The sequence below is a fragment of the Nocardia sp. NPDC004151 genome, from assembly GCF_042874235.1.
In the GTDB taxonomy this organism is placed as follows: Bacteria; Actinomycetota; Actinomycetes; order Mycobacteriales; family Mycobacteriaceae; genus Nocardia.
The window spans coordinates 89,094-106,055 of the sequence record NZ_JBIAMR010000018.1; the positions used below are offsets into that span (position 1 = coordinate 89,094).

Here is a 16,962-nt window from a genome sequence, read left to right on the forward strand (position 1 = left end):
GTGACCGGATCAGAGGATCGCTCGCGCGCGGACGAGACGCGGGCACGGCTGCTGGACGCTGCGATCGTCGCCTTCGCCGAGCGCGGCTTCCACGGCTCCACCACCCGCGACATCACCTCGATCGCCGGATTGAGCACCGCGGCCATCTACGTGCACCACCGGTCCAAGGAGGAACTGCTCTACCAGGTTTCGCGCGCCGGGCACGAGAACACCCTGGCCCGGTTGCGCGGCGCACTGTCCACCTCCGACGACCCGGTGGAGCAATTGGTCGCGGTGATGCGGGATTTCGCCATCGACCACGCGCGCGGGCACACCGGCGCGCGGGTCGTCAACTACGAGCTCGCCGCCCTGAGTCCCGAACATCAGGGGGAGATCAAGGACGTCCGCCGCGTCATCGATGCCGAGATGCGGCAGCTCATCGAACGCGGCGTCGCCGCGGGCGTGTTCGACAACCCGAATCCGCGCATGGCCGCGGTGGCGTTGCTGTCGCTGGGCATCGACCTGGCCCGCTGGTACCGCGACGACGGGCCGCTCTCGCCGGAGGAGATCGGCGACTACTACGTCGATCTCGCGCTGCGGATCGTCGGCGCGCGCCGCTAGGTCAGGGCTGGGCCCGGCCCTGCTGCCACTCCGGCCACGGGACCGACCAGTCGCCGTTCTGCCAGATGTCGAGCGGCTCGCCGCCGGTATTGCGGACCTCCACCACGTCGCCGGGGACGACGAAGTCGAAGAACCAGGTGGCGTCGGCGGGGGAGATATTGAGGCAGCCGTGCGAGACATTGGTATTGCCCTGGGCCCACATGCTCTGCGCCAGTTCGTGGACGTAGATGCCGTCGTGGCTGATCCGCACCGCGTGATGGATGGTGGTCCGGTATCCCAGGCTCGCATTGGTGGGCAGGCCGTAGCTCGCCGAATCCATGATGACCGGATCCGAGCTGTCCAGCACCGTGTAGATGCCCGGCCGGGTCCAGAACGACAGCTGGCGTCCGCCGATCACCGCGGAGCCGCCCATGCCCATCGAGGTCGGCATGGAGCGCACCAGGTTTCCGTTGTCGAAGACGTCGATCATCTTGGTGTCGTCGTCGGCGATCGCCACGTGGGCCGCGCCGATGGTCACCGACACCCGCTGATCACGCAGGCCGAACGCGGCGTCGCCGAGCGGGATGCCGAACAGGTCCGCCGTCACCGTGATCCGGGTGCCGGGCGCGTGATAGAGCTCTGGCCGCCAGTGCGCGTTGCGATCGTCGAGCCAGTACCAGGCCCCCGCGACAGCGGGCGCGGTCACGACTTTCAGCGCGGATTCGGCGGCCCTCCGGTCCACGGCCTCGGTGAAATGCGCGACGAGCACGAAACCGACGCCGTACGTATCGTTTTCGGAGAGCTCGACCTGATTCGCCGACCGCAGCGAGACGTCGACGAGCCGATCGGGCCGGGGCGTCGTGTAATTCGCGGTGGCGGTGATGTCGCCGGTCTCGCCCTTGGCCACGGCCTTCACCGTGTAGGTGTGGCCGTAGCCGAGCGGTTCGGCGCTGACCCAGCTCTTCTGATCGGCGGCCGGTGCGCCGGGCAGCGGACGGCCGGTCTCGTCGAGCCATTCCACCGAGGTCAGGGTCCCGTCGGTGACGGCGACCGTGCCGGGCGCGCGGGCCGACACCGGCTGCGGGGCCGGTGCGGGCTCGAAGTGGATCTTGGCGGGCGTGCGCGGTGTCGAGGGCTCCCGGCCGCAGCCCGCGAGTACGAGCCCGCCCGCTCCGGCGAATCCGAGCAGTAGTTGACGGCGTCGCACTGCCATCGCGTGCCTCCTTCACCGGGTGCCGATGATCATGATCAGTGGATCAGCATCGGTCGGCGTGACGCGGCAGCCACGCCGACGGGCTGTGTCTCCACCGATCCGTCGTCCAACCGACACCATTTCTCGACACGCCGCCGGGGACAGCGGGAGTCAGGCGCGCAGCGGGCCGATGGTGACCGAGCCGGGCTGGCCGAAGGTCACCGCGCCGAGCTTGCGCCAATCCCAGTACAGGCGCAGCGGGCGGGTGTTGTCGGGCGGGGTCACGATCAGTTCGTTGGCGATCCAGTCGGTCCCGCCGTAGGTGTAGGTGAGCGTGGCCGACGCCGATCGTCCCGGCGCGAGCTCGATCGGGTAGCCGGTCGCGCCGTTGCGTGCCGCGTGCTGCCCGGGCTGTCCCCACACCGCCAGGTCCACGCCCGGGTAACCCTGCGTGCGGCAGGTCTGCGCGGAGACATTGCGCAGCGTGATGTTCGCGGTGCGCAGGTTGGAGCCGAGCTGCTCGCCCGCGGTCACCGAGGCCTGGATGCGCGAGGTGCTGCACCACGGCGCGGTCGCGCCGGCCGCGCCGGTGAACGCGGCGGTCGAGCCCGCCAGCGCCGCGGCGGCGAGGGCGAGGGTCAGAATCCGGTATCGCATGATGTCGTCCCTTGATCGTTCGGTACCGGTGGTCGTTCGGTACGACCCGAGATTCGCCGGGCCCGCCAACAATCGACCAATGGCCCACTAATGACCGCGCGGAATACCTTCTCCCACAGCCGGTTTCGTGAGTCGCGCACGGGTTGCCGCCGGCATCGCGGGCAATGGATTCGGGCGCGGGCCGGGAAACCGCGTCGCGGTGGTTGCCCGCCACCGCGGAATCCACCCGTGCGGAGAGGGGTTCGGTGATCGGCATCCATGGCTATCGGGGCGTATCTACTCGACTGATCGCTTGTCATAGGGGGCTGGACACCCGGTGAGGATCGACCCGGTCCGTTAATTCCGCCCGTCACGGCCGTATTTTCTGTCCGAAACTGTAAATTCGCAGCTCTGCCCCAATTTTTGCTGGATTCCCGACTTGCCGACCCGGTAGCAGGCTGCTAGGAAGTAGCCACATGTTCAGGGTCCATCCATGGCGGATGGGCGAATTCCGGGGGCGGGATGATGACCGAGTCGACCATCGGCAGCGCAGGGCATGAGCATCGCGGTGGGGTTCACGACCCCGGCCCTCCCGTGCCGCCGAATTTCGGCGGCACGCTGCGGCGACTGCGCGAGCGGCGGGGAGTCTCGCGGGAACGGCTGGCCTTCGGAGCGGGGGTGAGCGCCAGCTACATCACCCGGATGGAACGCGGGGAACGCGGCCGCCCCACCGAACAGGTGCTCACCGCCATGGTCCGCTACCTGGACCAGGTCGCCCGCCTGACCATGGCCGAATACCGGCACCTGCACGACCTGGCCGCACTCGGGCAGCACGCCCCGCCGCGCGACGAGCCGCCGCTGACCGCGGCCATGCTGGAGAACCTCGACGTCCACCTGCCGCATCCCGCGGCCTATCTCGACCGTCGCCTGAACGTGCTGGCCGCCAACGCCGTCCATCTGCGCACGTTCCCCGGGCTCGGCGACGACGGCAATTTCCTGCACTGGATGCTCACCGACGACCTCGCGCGGCATGTCCTCGTCGACTGGACCGGCTCACTGCGCCATGCCATCTCGACCCTGCGCGGGCTGCTGGCCATGGAGGAGGGCGAGACCGAGGAGGACGCGCGGGTGCTGGCCGAACTCGGGCGGTTCGAGCCGTTCCGGCGAATCTGGACCGGCGATCATGGCATTCTCACCGGCGCGCCCACGGTCATGCGGCTGCGTGACGCGGTGACCGGGGTGCCGTATTCCCTGATGTGGCAGATCCTGCGGGATCAGTCGGCGACGATGAGCCCGGGGCAGCCGATCTTCGTGGTCGGACTGCCCACGGCGAGTCAGCCGCGAGACCGGGTGGTCGGTCCGTAGGATCGCCGAGGGAGGGGGCCTGGGAGGAGGCGGAACGCGGTGCCTGCCAACAGTCTCGACCGGTCGATCGTGGTGGGCGTCGACGCCTCCGAATCCGCGCTGCACGCGGTGCGCTGGGCCGCGGTCGACGCCGCCCTGCGCGGCGCGCCGCTGCACCTGGTGTTCGCGGTGCCGCCGGTCGCCGACGTGCCCCTGGACGAGAGCCCGATCCGGCTGCTGCACGACCGGCTGCGCGGCACCGCCCAGGACGCGCTCGACCATGCCGCCGAGATCGCGCGGAAAGCGGTGGGAGGCAGGCCGGTTCCCGACATTCGCACCTTCCTCGTCGACGCGCCCGCGGTCACCGTGCTGTCGGCGCAGGCCGAGACCGCCTACTTCGTGGTGGTCGGCGTGCGCGGCATGAGCGCCTACCACCGCAGCCTGCTCGGCTCGGTGAGCACCGGCGTGGCGCGGCACGCGCGGGGGCCGGTGGTGGTGGTTCCCGGTGGGACCGAGCCGATTTCGGACCGACCGGTCGTCGTCGGGGTCGACGGGTCGGTGCACAGCGTGCGCGCGCTCGAGATCGCCTTCGACGAGGCCTCGCGGCGCGATGCGCCGCTGCTGGCGGTGCACGCGTGGGAAGAACTGTCCGGCGACACCCACGCCGACGCCGCCGACCTGCTGACCGGCATGCTGGACCGCAATGCCGCGGCCTTTCCCGGTGTCGAGGTGAAAACCCTTGTCATGGAGGGGCATCCGGCCCGCATCCTGCTCGACGCCGCCGCGGGAGCGCAATTGCTGGTGGTCGGCAGTCACGGCACCCGCGGATATCCCGGGATGGCGCTCGGATCGACCGGTCACGCGCTGCTGCACGGCAGTGAATGCCCTATCGCGCTGGTCCGTCTGCGCAATTGACCCGCTGTCCGGGCGATTTCGCGGCGACATCGCGGTACGGCCTACAAAACCGGCGCGGATGTAACCGTTTCGCCAGGAATCAGACACCTCAGCAATTTCTGGGTACATCCTGCTGAAGCCGGGCTCGCCCCGGAGGCAAGACAATTCAGAGAGTTACGACCATGCGTAGAGCAACGGCGCTCTTCGCCGCATTACTGTTGGCCATCCTTTTTTCCATCACACACCTGACGGCTCCGCGGGCCCATGCCGATGACTGCACCGGTGATTGGGCCATCGGCATCGGCGGACTGGGCGACAACACCTCGTCCATCTTCGCACCGTTCGTGAATCAACCGGTGGGTTACAACTCCGCCGACCCGATGTCGGGGTTGAACGAACTCAACCGGTTGTTCTGGCAGCATCGCAACGAATGTCCCGGCGACCACATCCGGTTGATCGGGCACAGTGAGGGCGCGGGTCTCGTCCACGCCTGGGTCACCGCACACCAGGGCGTCGACAATGCCAATGCCATTCTGCTGTCGGATCCCAAGCGGGCTCCGGGTCCGGGCTGGGGCGGTTTGTCCTCCACGCCCGGCAGCGGCATCATCGGCTACCCGCTCGCGGGCGTCGACGACTGGTTCGGCGGCTTCCCGGTCCTGACGGTGTGCAACCACGACGACCAGATCTGCGACACTTCGGCCGGCTGGTGGGGCTACCTCTTCGGAGGCGCCCATGGTCGTTACGATTTCAATGTCTGGGACTACGGCGACTGGGATTCCGGCGTCTGGTACCGGTGACATCGGTCATCGAACGATTCCGAAGGGGATCAGTAGCCGAAAGGCTCTGGTCCCCTTTGGCTGAACCCATGCCCCATCGAAGTGCACACGGCCGCACCGGAATAGGTGATCTGACAGGTCGCTCCGGCAAAGGAGACCGAGAATTGCGGATCGTGCCCGCTCACCTGCGCGATGGGCGCCAGCGCCGGATTACCGCCCGGCAGTGTGTGACTGCCGTTGGAGTTCCACTCCGGGTGTGCCGGGGCCGCGGTCGAATCGATGACGATCGCGGGCACATTCGGCAGCGGGACCTGCGCGCCGAGGTAGAGCACATTCATGACGGCGGCCGGGACCATGAGATCGCATCCCACCGCGCCGTCCGTGGCGATGGAACAGTTCCACCCGCCCAGGCTGAAATATTGAGCATCCCCGACCTGCACCGGGCCGCCCGCCGTGTCGGCGGACGCACCCCCGGCTCCTGACAAACCGGCAACAATCCCGAGAATGCCCCCGCAAACCCATGCGACGGAAACCTTCACAGTTCTGGACACGCCATCTCCCTGATGCGCGAAGAAGAGTTAATGGGTCGAATCGACCATAGAGAAAAGGTATCACTCCAGGCTGCGGGCCTGGAGTTCTGTCGAGGGGGCTAACCACAATTGCGCCCTGCATTTCGCATCCGTGCGAACCGCGAAAGGCCCGGGGTAAGCCGAAAGTGGTACACGGCCGTGTGCTGTCGTCTGATTTCCGGGCCGCGCCCACCCGGCAATCTCGGAGAGGACAGGCGGCGCACCGGGCGTCGCCCTCCGAAGACGAGGTGAGCGGAATGATCCAGGCGCGCGGACTGGGCAAGCGCTACGGCGACGTGGCGGCGGTGCACGAGCTGTCCTTCGACGTGCCGCCGGGCGTGGTGACCGGATTCCTGGGCCCCAACGGCGCGGGCAAGTCCACCACCATGCGGCTCATGCTGGGGCTCGACCACGGCAGCGGGCGCACCCTGTTCGATGGGCAGACCTACGCCGAACTCACCGATCCGCTGCGCTCGGTCGGCGTCATGCTCGACGCCCGCGCCGTGCACCCCAAGCGCACCGCCATCGCGCACCTGCAGATGATCGCCGACGGCGCGGGCATCGGCCGGGCCCGGGTCGAGGAGGTGCTGGGCCAGGTCGGACTGTGCGACGTGGCCGGGAAGCGGGCCGGCGGTTTCAGCCTCGGCATGCAGCAGCGGCTCGGGCTCGCGGTCGCGCTGCTGGGCGATCCGGCGACCATCATCCTCGACGAGCCCGCCAACGGCCTGGACCCCGAGGGTGTGCGCTGGCTGCGCGATCTGCTCAAAGGCCTGGCGCGCCAGGGCCGCACCGTGTTCGTGTCCTCGCATCTGCTCAACGAGATGGCGCACCTGGCGGATTCGCTGGTGGTCATCGGGTGCGGGCGGCTGCTGGCCGCGGAGTCGGTGCGCGAGTTCATCGGCCGCAACTCCGCCTCCACCGTCGTGGCCCGCACCGACCGGCCGCACGAACTGGCGCACCTGCTGGGCCGCAACGGATTCCGGGCCCGCGTCGAGGCCGACGGCGCGGTGCTGGTGGACGGCGACGACCGCCAGGCCGTCGCGGCCCTCGCCCTGCGGGCCGGGCTGCTCGTCACCGAGCTGACCCTGGCCCGCAGCAGCCTCGAGGACGCCTACTTCCACGCCACCGCCGACGCGGCGCGGTACCGCGGCCACGTCGCGGCCTGACCGACCGCATCCTCCGAAGGGAATCACTCTCATGCTCAACGCCATTCGTTACGAAGTCGCCCGCCTCGCGACGGTCCGCTCGACCTGGGTGCTGCTCGCCGCCGGGCTCGCCCTGCAAGGGGTCATCGCCTACTTCTCCGCGATCCGCGACCACGCCACCCCGAGCGAGCAGTTCACCGCGTCGACGTCGGGCCTGCCGCTGCTGCTGGGCGCGCTGTTCGCGACGGCGGTGGCCGTCAACGCCTTCGGCCACGAATACCGCTACGGCACCATCACCACCACCATGCTCACCCTGCGCCGTCCGGGCCGGGTGCTGGCCGCCAAGGCGGTGACCACCGGCGCGCTCGCCGCGGTCTACGGCCTCGCGCTGATCGGCGTGACGGTGCTGGTCCAGCTGGTGACCTCGCAGCTGCCCGCCGAAACCTCGGATATCACACGGGCATTCGCCGCCGCGCCGGTGTACGTCACCCTGGCCGCACTGGCCGGGATGGGCATCGCCGCCGTGACCCGCAACGCCACCCTCGCCATGGTCGCCGCCCTCGGCATTCCGACCGTCGCCGAGACCGGCGCGGTGGTGGCGGGCGCCAGTCCGAAGCTGATGCCCTTCCTGGCCGCCGGACAGCTGGGGACGCCCGGCAATGGCAATCCGGTCCTGCTCGCGCTGCCGCTGACCGCGTTGGCCGCCGGTGTGCTGGCAGTCGGCGGCGTCCTGCTCGCGCGCCGTGACGTGTAGGGATCGCGTGCCGACTAGGGTTGCCAGAATGAGCACGACACGACGGATCGGCCTGCTGATCCTCGATGTCGTGCTCGCCGTCGCCTTCGGCGCGGTCGGCTTCTCGGAGGTCCATACCTCGCCCATCGGCCTGCTGCCCGCCGCCGCCGGACCGGCGGTGGCGATCGTGGCCGGGGTCGCCCTGCTGTTCCGCCGCTACGAGCCGTCGGCGGTGCTGGCGGTCACGCTGCTCGGGCACGTGCTGTCCGGTGCGCTCGCGCCCGCGCTGCCGGCGTTGTACACGGTCGCCCGCCGCTACGGCACCCGGCGACCGACGGTGCTGGCGTCGGTGACCGCGCTGATCGTGGCCGTCGTGCCGTGGGGCGCGGGATCGTCGTGGGGACTGTTCTTCGCGCGCGGGGTGATCGTCGCCGTCACCATGGTCGTCCCGCTGCTGTACGGCCTGTGGACCAACCAGCGCGCCGAAACCCTTGCCGCCCTGCGCGAACGCGCCGAGCAGGCCGAACGTGAACAGGGTCTGCGCGCCGCCGCGGCCGTGGAAGCCGAACGGCTGCGCATCGCGGGCGAGCTGCACGATATTGTCGCGCACCGGATCTCGCAGATCACCGTGCTCGCGGGCGCCCTGGAGGTCTCCGCCGACGGCAGGCCCGCAGAGATCGCGGGCACCATCCGCGCCACCGGATCCCTTGCGCTCACCGAGATGCGGGAACTGCTCGGCGTACTGCGCGCCCGCGACGGCGGGGAGCAGGCGCCGCTGCGACCCGCCCCCGACCTGTCGGCCATCGCCGAACTGATCGCCGAGGCGACCGAAGCCGGGCAACTGGTGGACCTGTCGACGCCGCCCGAACTGCCGCCGGTGCCGGGGCCGGTGGGCCGCGCGGCTCACCGCCTGGTGCGGGAGGCGCTGACCAATGCCGCCAAGCACGCGGCCGGGGCCGAGGTGCGGGTGGCGCTCACCGTGGACGGCGAACACCTCGACGTGGACGTGCGCAACGGACCCGGTGAGCGGACCGCGCTGGCCGCGGCGGGATCGGGGTTCGGGCTGCTCGGCATGCGGGAGCGGGTCGAACTCGCCGGGGGCACGGTGCATTCCGGGCCGTTGCCCTCGGGCGGGTATCGGGTGCACGCGAGCTTCCCGCTGGCGGTGACGGAATGACCGGTCGGGCGAACGATGGTGCGGTGAGGGAGGTTTCGTGATCCGGGTGGTGCTGCTCGACGACGAGGAGTTGGTGCGCTCCGGCATCTCCATGATCCTGGAGGCGGGCGGCGGGATCGAGGTGGTGGCGCAGGACGGGGACGGACGGTCGATCGTGGACCTGGTCGCCAAGTACCGGCCCGACGTCGTCGTCACCGACATCCGGATGCCGCACGTGGACGGACTGGAGGTGACCCGCCGGGTGCGCGCCCTGCCCGCACCGCCCGCGGTCGTCGTGCTGACCACGTTCGGACTCGACGAATACGTCTATGCCGCACTGGAATCCGGTGCGGCCGGATTCCTGCTCAAGGACACCCCGCCCCGGGAACTCGCCCGCGCGGTCGAGGTGGTCGCCGCCGGTGACGCCATCCTGGCCCCCTCGATCACCAAACGCATGCTCACCGCGTTCACCCAGGGTCCCGGCGCGCAGCAGCCCGACGCCCTGGCCCGGCTCGAGGCGCTCACCGACCGGGAACGTGAGGTCGCCCGGGCGGTCGCCACCGGCGCCGGCAACGCCGAGATCGCCCGCACCCTCCACATGAGCGAGTCGACCGTGAAGGTGCACATCAGCCGGGTCATCGCCAAGCTCGGGCTCGAGAACCGCACGCAGATAGCGATTCTCGTGCTCCGCGCCGGATTGGCCTGAGCGCGGCGGTTCAGATCCGGGTCAGCGCCGCGAGCCAGGCCGCCACGGGGGTGGGGTCGGGCAGGATGTCGAGCGTGGCGGGCTCGAGCGAGTCCAGCCGCCAGCCGTCGGTGAAGGCGGACTCGATATCGCTGCGGCGCAGGCGATGCGGTCCCCAGGTGCCGGGCTGGCGGTCGCTGAACCCCAGCAGGAAGTAGCGGCCGCCGGGGCGCAGGATCGCGGCCAGGCCGGTCACCAGGGCGGCGCGGTCGGCGCCGTCGAAGAGGTGGAACAGGCCGCAGTCCAGGACCGTGTCGAAGGTTTCGCCGAGGGCCGGCAGTTCGAGGGCGCTGTGGCGGCGAAACGTGGCCTGCAGGCCGCGGTCGGCGGCCTTGGCGCGGGCCAGTTCCAGGGCGTGGGCGGACTGGTCGATGCCGGTGGCGTCGAGGCCGTGGCTCGCGGCGAGCAGGGCGTGTTCGCCGGTGCCGCAACCCAGGTCGAGCACCCGGCCGCGCAGTTCACCGGCGTCGGCGAGGTCCGCGAACGGGCGCTGCGGGCGGTCGATGTCCCAGGGGGGTTTGGTCGCGTAGAGGGTGTCGGCGGCGTCCGGGTCGTGGTACTCGGGATGCGGATCGCGTGGGGGAGGTGTCACCGGAATCTCCTGCCGGGAGAGTGGTCGTGCGGGACTCCTCGAATTTATCGAGACGCTCTGTCTACGGTCAAGCTTCGTTGTCTCCGCGCGCCGGGGCGGCGACCTTACCGGGCGACCGGTTTCGGCGTTGACCCTGCGGCCGCGGCGGGATTGCCGCACACTGGGCTCCTGGCAAACGCCGTGTGAGGGCGGCGTTTTCACTCGGGAGTGCCCATGACCGCAACCCAGTCTCGATCCGATGATGACGAACGGCGGCTCGCCGAACTCGGCTACAAACAGGAATTGGCCCGATCCTGGTCGGGATTCTCGAATTTCGCGATCAGCTTCACCATCGTCTCCATTCTCACCGGCGGCCTGGCCAGCTACGGGATCGGACTCGCCAACGGCGGGCCCATCACCATGGCGTGGGGCTGGCCGCTGGTCTCGGTGATGGTGCTGTTCGTGGGCCTGGCCATGGCCGAATTGGCATCGGCCTACCCGACTTCCGGCGGCCTGTACTGGTGGGCGTCGGAACTGGGCGGGCCGGTGTGGGGCTGGTTCACCGGCTGGTTCAACCTGATCGGGCAGATCGCGGTGACCGCCGCGATCGATTACGGCGCGGCCATTTTCACCACCGCCGTGCTCAATGTGATCGGCATCGACATCGGCACCGACCGCACCGCCATCTTCCTGGTGTTCTCCGGAATCCTGGTGCTGCACGCGGTGCTGAACGTGATCGGCCCGCACCTGTCGGCGGTCATCAACAATGTGTCGGCCTGGTGGCATGTGGGCGGCGTCGCCATATTCGTGGTGGTGCTGGGATTCGGTGCGCAACACCATCAGAGCATCGGGTTCGTGTTCACCAAGACCGTCGACAACAGTGCCGTGGGCTTCGGCGGGGTGGCGTTCAGTTTCCTGCTCGGATTGCTGCACGCGCAGTACACGTTCACCGGATACGACGCCTCGGCGCACATGTCGGAGGAAACCCACGACGCCTCGCGAATGGCGGCCAAGGGGATCATCAACACCATCGTGGTGTCGGCGGTCGCGGGCTATCTGCTCATCATGGCGGTGACGTTCGCGATCCCGAATCTCGACGACGCCCTGGACCCGACCAAGAACAGCGGATATCCGGTCATCTACATCCTGCAGAATTCCCTGAATTCGTTCTGGTCCGGGCTGCTGCTGATCATCGCCGCCATCGCCCAATTGTTCTGCGGCTATGCCTCGGTGACCGCGGCCTCCCGCATGCTGTTCGCCTTCGCCCGCGACGGCGCGGTGCCGGGATCCAAGCTGTGGGCGACGCTGTCCTCGCGGCGGGTGCCGGTGAACGCGGTCATCTTCGTGTCGGTGTTCGCGTTCATCCTGCTGATTCCGTCGATGCTGGTGCCCGCCGCCAACGCGCCGACCGCTTACGCCGCGGCGACCTCGGTGGCCACCATCGGCCTCTACATCGCCTACGGGATTCCGGTGCTGCTGCGGCTGCTGCGCGGTGATCGATTCCAGGCCGGGCCGTGGCAGCTCGGCCGCTGGCACCGGCCCGTCGGGATCATCGCATTGATCTGGATCGTGCTGATCAGTGTGCTGTTCATCCTGCCGACCGACGATCACGGGTATCCGTGGGTGGACGGATTCACCTGGAACTCGGTGAATTACGCGCCCATCACCCTGGTCGGGGTGGTCGGCGCGATCGCCATCTGGTGGTTCGCCTCGGCCCGGCGCTGGTTCACCGGGCCCAAGCGGACCGTGGAGGAGCCGCCGGAGGCAGAGGAGGCCCCCGTCAGCGCCTGACTACAGCGGGGTGACGTACGCCCCGGAGATGCCGCCGTCGACCAGGAACTGCGAGGCGGTGATGAAGGAGGAATCGTCGCTGGCGAGGAAGGCCACGGCGGCGGCGATCTCCTCCGGCTCTGCGAACCGGCCTGTCGGAATGTGCACCAGCCGGCGGGCGGCCCGCTCCGGATCCTTGGCGAACAGCTCCTGCAGCAGGGGAGTGTTGACCGGCCCGGGGCACAGCGCGTTCACGCGAATCCCCTGGCGCGCGAACTGCACTCCCAGTTCCCGGCTCATGGCCAGCACGCCGCCCTTGGAGGCGGTGTAGGAGATCTGCGAGGTGGCCGCGCCCATCACCGCCACGAACGACGCGGTATTGATGACCGAGCCCTTGCCGCGCTCGAGCATGTGCTCGATCGCGTACTTGCTGCACAGGTACACCGAGGTCAGATTGACCTCCTGCACGCGGCGCCAGGCGTCGATGCCGGTGGTGAGGATCGAATCGTCGTCCGGCGGTGAGATGCCCGCGTTGTTGAAGGCGATGTCGAGGCCGCCGTAGGTGTCCACGGCGGTCTGGAACATGGCCCGGACCTGGTCCTCGTCGGTGACGTCGACCTTCACGTAGAGCCCGCCGACCTCGGCCGCGGCGGCCTCACCGGCGACGGGGTCGATATCGCCGACCACGACCTTGGCGCCCTCCTGGGCGAACCGGCGGACGGTGGCGAGTCCGATGCCGCTGCCGCCGCCGGTGACGACCGCGACCCGATCCTGTAAGCGCTGCAACGTATCTCCTTCGGTTGATGGATGTCGGCGGTGCGGGTTATTCGGTGGCGAGGAAGACGTTCTTGGTTTCGGTGAAGGCCCTCGCCGCGTCGGGTCCCAGCTCCCGGCCCAGGCCGGACTGCTTGAATCCGCCGAACGGCGTCCAATACCGCACGGAGGAATGGGAATTCACCGACAGGTTCCCCGCCTCGACGCCGCGCGCGACCCGCAGGGCGCGGCCGACGTCGGAGGTCCAGATCGAGCCGGACAGACCGTACTCGGTGTCATTGGCGATGCGCAGCGCGTCGGCCTCGTCGTCGAACGGGAGCACCGCGACGACCGGGCCGAACACTTCCTCGGTGAGCACCCGGTCGGTGGGTGAGGTGGGCAGGACCACCGTTGGCGGGAACCAGAATCCGGGACCGTCGGGGCGGGCGCCGGTGAAGGCCACCTTGGTCGACGGTTCCAGGAATCCGGCGACGCGGTCGCGGTGGGCGGCGGAGATGAGCGGGCCCATCTCGGTGGACTCCTCGCCCGGATCGCCGACCCGCACGCCGTGCACGGCCGGTTCGAGGAGTTCGAGGAAGCGGTCGAAGACGCTGCGCTGCACCAGGATCCGGGAGCGGGCGCAGCAGTCCTGCCCGGCATTGTCGAACACGCCGTAGGGTGCGGTGGCGGCGGCGCGCTCCAGGTCGGCGTCGGCGAACACGATATTGGCGCTCTTGCCGCCGAGTTCGAGGGTCACCCGCTTCACCTGGTCGGCGCAACCGGCCATGATCTGCTTGCCCACCTCGGTGGAGCCGGTGAACACCACCTTGCGCACGGCCGGGTGGGTGACGAAGCGCGCGCCGACCACCGAGCCACGGCCCGGGATCACCTGGAAGACATGCTCGGGCAGGCCCGCTTCCAGGGCCAGCTCGCCGAGCCGGATCGCGGTCAACGGGGTGAGCTCGGCGGGCTTGAGCACCACCGTGTTCCCGGCCGCGAGCGCCGGCCCGAAGCCCCACGCCGCGATCGGCATCGGGAAGTTCCAGGGCACGATGATGCCGACGACCCCGAGCGGTTCGCAGAAGGTGATGTTCACCCCGCCCGCCACCGGAATCTGATTGCCCGTCAACCGTTCCGGCATGCCCGCGCTGTAGTGCAGCACATCGCGGACATTGCCGGCCTCCCAGCGGGCATTGCCGATGGTGTGGCCCGCATTGCTCACCTCGAGCCGGGCGAGCTGTTCGATCTCGGCGTCGACCGCCTCGGCGAAGCGGCGCAGCAGCCGCGCCCGATCGCCGGGGGAGACGGCCCGCCAGCCGGCCGACGCGCGGTGGGCGCGTTCGATGGCGGCGTCGGTGGCGGCCGCGTCGGCCGCTTCGATGGTGGCCACCACGGTCTCGGTGGCGGGGTTGACGACGTCGGTCGTGGTCACCGGTTGCGCTCCTTCGCGTACTGTGCGGCCTGATCGACCAGGGCCCGCATGAGGCGGTTCTCGGTCGCGTTCTCCTCCGGATGCCATTGCACGCCCAACAGGAACGGTCCGTCGAGGGTCTCGGCCGCCTCGACGATGCCGTCCTGGGCGTGCGCGGCGACGGTGAGCTCGGGGGCGAGGGTGTCGATGGCCTGATGGTGGTGGCAGTGCGCCTTCAACTCCGGGCCGGTGATCTCCGCCAGCCGGGTGCCCGGCACGGTGGTGACGGTCGTGACCGTGAAGACGCCGGGCGTGCGTGAATGATCGGTGTGGCCGACCACATCCGGGACGTGCTGGTGCAGGGTGCCGCCGAGGGCGGCGTTCACGAGCTGGAGTCCGCGGCAGATCGCCAGGATCGGCAGACCAGCCTCCCGCGCCAGCTCGAACAGCCCGAATTCCGATTCGTCGCGGTCGGGCCGCGGTCTACCGGTCTCGGGATGGGGCGCCGCGCCGTAGCGTGCCGGATCCAGGTCCGCGCCACCGGTGAGCACGAGGCCGTCGAGACGCTCGATCAGCTCGGGCCGCGCGGCGCCGGTGGGCGGCAGCAGGACCGGAATCCCGCCCGCCCGCTCGGTCAGGTCCACGTAGGTGCGCGCCAGCACGGCGGCGTCCACGTCCCAGTGGCCGAACCGGGTGCGTTCGGAGTAGGTGGGCAGGCCGATGATCGGCCGCCGTGCGGGGTCAGAGTCGTTCGAAGCCACGGATGCGCTCCCAATCGGTCACCGCCGCATCGTAAGCGTCCAGCTCGACCTGTGCGGCATTGCGGTAATGCCGCACCACGTCCGCGCCGAACGCCTGCTGGGCGACCTTGCTCTCGCCGAACAGGTGCGCCGCCTCGCGCAGGGTCTTCGGTACGCGCGGGCGGTTGGAGCTGTAGGCGTTGCCGTGGAACTCCGGCTCCAGGGGGAGCCGCTGATCGATACCGTGCAGCCCCGCGGCGATGACCGCCGCGACGGCCAGGTACGGGTTCACGTCGCCACCGGGGATGCGGTTCTCCACACGCAGCGACGGGCCGTGGCCGACGGTGCGCAGGGCGCAGGTGCGATTGTCGCGGCCCCAGGCCAGCGCGGTCGGGGCGAAGCTTCCGGCCTGGAAGCGCTTGTAGGAGTTGATGTTCGGAGCCAGGAAGTAGGTGAGGTCCCGCAGGGAGTCCAGCTGTCCGGCGATGAAGTGCCGCATCAGCTTCGAGGGGCCGTCGCCGTCGGCGAATACCGGCTCGCCGCCCGCATTGCGCAGGCTGATGTGAATGTGGCAGGAATTGCCTTCCCGCTCATTGTATTTCGCCATGAAGGTGATGCTGCGGCCGTCTTGCGCCGCGATCTCCTTCGCGCCGGTCTTGTAGATGCTGTGGTTGTCGCAGGTGACCAGCGCCTCGTCGTAGCGGAAGGCGATCTCGTGCTGGCCGGGATTGCATTCGCCCTTGGCGGACTCGACATACATTCCCGCGCCGGACATTTCGGTGCGGATGCGACGCAGCAAGGGTTCGATGCGGGCGGTGCCGAGCATCGAATAGTCGACGTTGTACTGGTTGGCGGGAGTCAGGTCCCGGTAGCCGCCGCGGAACGCGGACTCGTAGGTGTCGTCGAAGACGAGGAACTCGAGTTCGGTGCCGACGTAGGCGTACAACCCATGCTCGGCCAGGCGATCCAGCTGCGCGCGCAGCACCTGCCTGGGGGAAGCGGGCACCGGTCGTCCGTGGTCGCCGTGGGTGTCGACCTGCTCGACGTCGCACAGCACCAGGGCGGTGCCGGGCAGCCAGGGCAGCAGTCGCAGGGTGCTCAGGTCCGGGCGCAGGACGAAGTCGCCGTAGCCGGTGTCCCAGGACGACATGTCGTAGCCGTCGACGGTGGTCATCTCCACATCCACGGCGAGCAGATAGTCGCAGGCCTCGGTGGCGTGGTTCAGCACTTCCTCCACGAAATACCGTGCCGAGCAACGTTTTCCCTGCAATCTCCCCTGCATGTCGGTCATGGCCACCAGCACCGTGTCCACGGTGCCCGCCTCGACCGCGGCCACCAGGTCCGTCACGCTCAACATTCCGGCCCGCATCTTCGACCCCTCTCGACGCCAACGTGCTCACGCTAGGCGAACCGGACCGTGGGTGCAGTCGATACACGCAGAGATCATCGGCGTGTAAAGACAAAAGACGCCTGGAGAAGGGAGAGGGTGCCCGAGCTTGCGAGGCCCGCTCACGTACCAGCCCCACTCACGACTCGGCCGCGCGTCGTCCCGGGAAGACGAAGAGATGGGGCTGGGTGTTGTTTGTAGAAGGTGATCCGTGCAGTCCGTGGGACGGGATCGGTGGGGACGGCTCCGAACCTGGCGTCAGCTCGAGTCCGGTAGGGCAGGCGAGGTACCCCACTCTGTGTAGCTTTGCGGGTTGCACATGCCCGGCTGGGACAGGCTCGCGAAGATCGGATCCAGGACAGCTCGTGCGACAGGGGTCAGCTCGGCGGTCAGGGTGGACATCCCATCCACGCCCTGCTTGCCGAGGGTGATGCCGCGACGCCGCTGCCGGTCGGTGTCATCGGTGAGACGCCCATCGGGATCGAGGTAACCGAGGAGCCGGTCACCGATCTTGGGCAGGTCGTCGGGGGTGGAGGTGGCGGCGAAGTGGGCCAGCTGGAG

At 69.3% G+C, this 16,962-nt stretch carries 18 protein-coding genes; 9 read left to right on the top strand and 9 right to left on the bottom strand.

The genetic code is table 11. From position 1 onward, the window contains the following. Complete coding sequence (locus ACFYTS_RS31070; protein ID WP_387309058.1) at positions 1 to 600, top strand: TetR family transcriptional regulator; 600 nt, start codon at positions 1 to 3, stop codon at positions 598 to 600. A 1-nt stretch (position 601) separates the two neighbouring features. Here ACFYTS_RS31070 and ACFYTS_RS31075 read toward each other — a convergent pair whose 3' ends face one another. Further along, positions 602 to 1,792, bottom strand: coding sequence for an Ig-like domain-containing protein (locus tag ACFYTS_RS31075; RefSeq protein ID WP_387309059.1), 1,191 nt, complete (start codon positions 1,790 to 1,792; stop codon positions 602 to 604). A gap of 150 nt (positions 1,793 to 1,942) precedes the next feature. Continuing rightward, positions 1,943 to 2,428 (bottom strand): DUF4232 domain-containing protein, encoded by a 486-nt coding sequence (locus ACFYTS_RS31080; protein ID WP_357285431.1) that lies wholly within the window; start codon positions 2,426 to 2,428, stop codon positions 1,943 to 1,945. A 504-nt stretch (positions 2,429 to 2,932) separates the two neighbouring features. Here ACFYTS_RS31080 and ACFYTS_RS31085 point away from each other — a divergent pair. From ACFYTS_RS31085 to ACFYTS_RS31095, 3 genes are all read left to right on the top strand, one after another. Then, on the top strand, positions 2,933 to 3,772 hold the full coding sequence (locus ACFYTS_RS31085; RefSeq protein WP_357285429.1) for a helix-turn-helix domain-containing protein: 840 nt from the start codon (positions 2,933 to 2,935) through the stop codon (positions 3,770 to 3,772). Between the two features lie 39 nt (positions 3,773 to 3,811). Continuing rightward, on the top strand, positions 3,812 to 4,666 hold the full coding sequence (locus ACFYTS_RS31090; protein ID WP_387309060.1) for a universal stress protein: 855 nt from the start codon (positions 3,812 to 3,814) through the stop codon (positions 4,664 to 4,666). Positions 4,667 to 4,827: 161 nt separating this feature from the next. After that, entirely contained in the window at positions 4,828 to 5,442 is a 615-nt protein-coding gene (locus ACFYTS_RS31095; protein WP_357285422.1) for a hypothetical protein, read from the top strand. A gap of 29 nt (positions 5,443 to 5,471) precedes the next feature. Here the strand turns inward: ACFYTS_RS31095 and ACFYTS_RS31100 are convergent, their stop codons facing one another. Next, positions 5,472 to 5,960 (bottom strand): hypothetical protein, encoded by a 489-nt coding sequence (locus ACFYTS_RS31100; RefSeq protein WP_357285419.1) that lies wholly within the window; start codon positions 5,958 to 5,960, stop codon positions 5,472 to 5,474. 287 nt (positions 5,961 to 6,247) lie between these two features. On the opposite strand from ACFYTS_RS31100, the gene ACFYTS_RS31105 reads away from it, so the two are divergent. From ACFYTS_RS31105 to ACFYTS_RS31120, 4 genes are read left to right on the top strand one after another with little or no spacing between them, the layout of a single operon-like run. Next, positions 6,248 to 7,156, top strand: coding sequence for an ATP-binding cassette domain-containing protein (locus tag ACFYTS_RS31105; RefSeq protein ID WP_387309061.1), 909 nt, complete (start codon positions 6,248 to 6,250; stop codon positions 7,154 to 7,156). A gap of 31 nt (positions 7,157 to 7,187) precedes the next feature. Next, positions 7,188 to 7,889: an ABC transporter permease gene (locus ACFYTS_RS31110; protein WP_387309062.1), complete on the top strand. Its 702-nt coding sequence runs from the start codon at positions 7,188 to 7,190 to the stop codon at positions 7,887 to 7,889. A gap of 28 nt (positions 7,890 to 7,917) precedes the next feature. After that, positions 7,918 to 9,045: a histidine kinase gene (locus tag ACFYTS_RS31115; protein ID WP_357285410.1), complete on the top strand. Its 1,128-nt coding sequence runs from the start codon at positions 7,918 to 7,920 to the stop codon at positions 9,043 to 9,045. 37 nt (positions 9,046 to 9,082) lie between these two features. Beyond that, positions 9,083 to 9,730, top strand: coding sequence for a response regulator transcription factor (locus tag ACFYTS_RS31120; RefSeq protein ID WP_357285407.1), 648 nt, complete (start codon positions 9,083 to 9,085; stop codon positions 9,728 to 9,730). 10 nt (positions 9,731 to 9,740) lie between these two features. On the opposite strand, the gene ACFYTS_RS31125 is transcribed toward ACFYTS_RS31120, so the two are convergent. After that, positions 9,741 to 10,361: a class I SAM-dependent methyltransferase gene (locus ACFYTS_RS31125; protein WP_387309063.1), complete on the bottom strand. Its 621-nt coding sequence runs from the start codon at positions 10,359 to 10,361 to the stop codon at positions 9,741 to 9,743. 213 nt (positions 10,362 to 10,574) lie between these two features. Here ACFYTS_RS31125 and ACFYTS_RS31130 point away from each other — a divergent pair, with 213 nt between their 5' ends. Next, positions 10,575 to 12,131: an amino acid permease gene (locus ACFYTS_RS31130; protein WP_357285401.1), complete on the top strand. Its 1,557-nt coding sequence runs from the start codon at positions 10,575 to 10,577 to the stop codon at positions 12,129 to 12,131. Here the strand turns inward: ACFYTS_RS31130 and ACFYTS_RS31135 are convergent, their stop codons facing one another. From ACFYTS_RS31135 to ACFYTS_RS31155, 5 genes are all read right to left on the bottom strand, one after another. After that, on the bottom strand, positions 12,132 to 12,896 hold the full coding sequence (locus ACFYTS_RS31135) for a 3-oxoacyl-ACP reductase (RefSeq protein ID WP_357083809.1): 765 nt from the start codon (positions 12,894 to 12,896) through the stop codon (positions 12,132 to 12,134). A 37-nt stretch (positions 12,897 to 12,933) separates the two neighbouring features. Beyond that, positions 12,934 to 14,295 (bottom strand): aldehyde dehydrogenase family protein, encoded by a 1,362-nt coding sequence (locus ACFYTS_RS31140; protein ID WP_357285399.1) that lies wholly within the window; start codon positions 14,293 to 14,295, stop codon positions 12,934 to 12,936. Beyond that, entirely contained in the window at positions 14,292 to 15,035 is a 744-nt protein-coding gene (locus tag ACFYTS_RS31145) for a gamma-glutamyl-gamma-aminobutyrate hydrolase family protein (protein ID WP_387309064.1), read from the bottom strand. The genes ACFYTS_RS31140 and ACFYTS_RS31145 overlap by 4 nt, the downstream gene beginning before the upstream one ends. Further along, positions 15,016 to 16,371, bottom strand: coding sequence for a glutamine synthetase family protein (locus ACFYTS_RS31150; protein WP_387309065.1), 1,356 nt, complete (start codon positions 16,369 to 16,371; stop codon positions 15,016 to 15,018). The genes ACFYTS_RS31145 and ACFYTS_RS31150 overlap by 20 nt, the downstream gene beginning before the upstream one ends. A gap of 288 nt (positions 16,372 to 16,659) precedes the next feature. Beyond that, positions 16,660 to 16,956, bottom strand: a complete 297-nt coding sequence (locus tag ACFYTS_RS31155; RefSeq protein WP_387309107.1) for a DUF222 domain-containing protein — start codon at positions 16,954 to 16,956, stop codon at positions 16,660 to 16,662. Positions 16,957 to 16,962 lie beyond the last annotated feature (6 nt).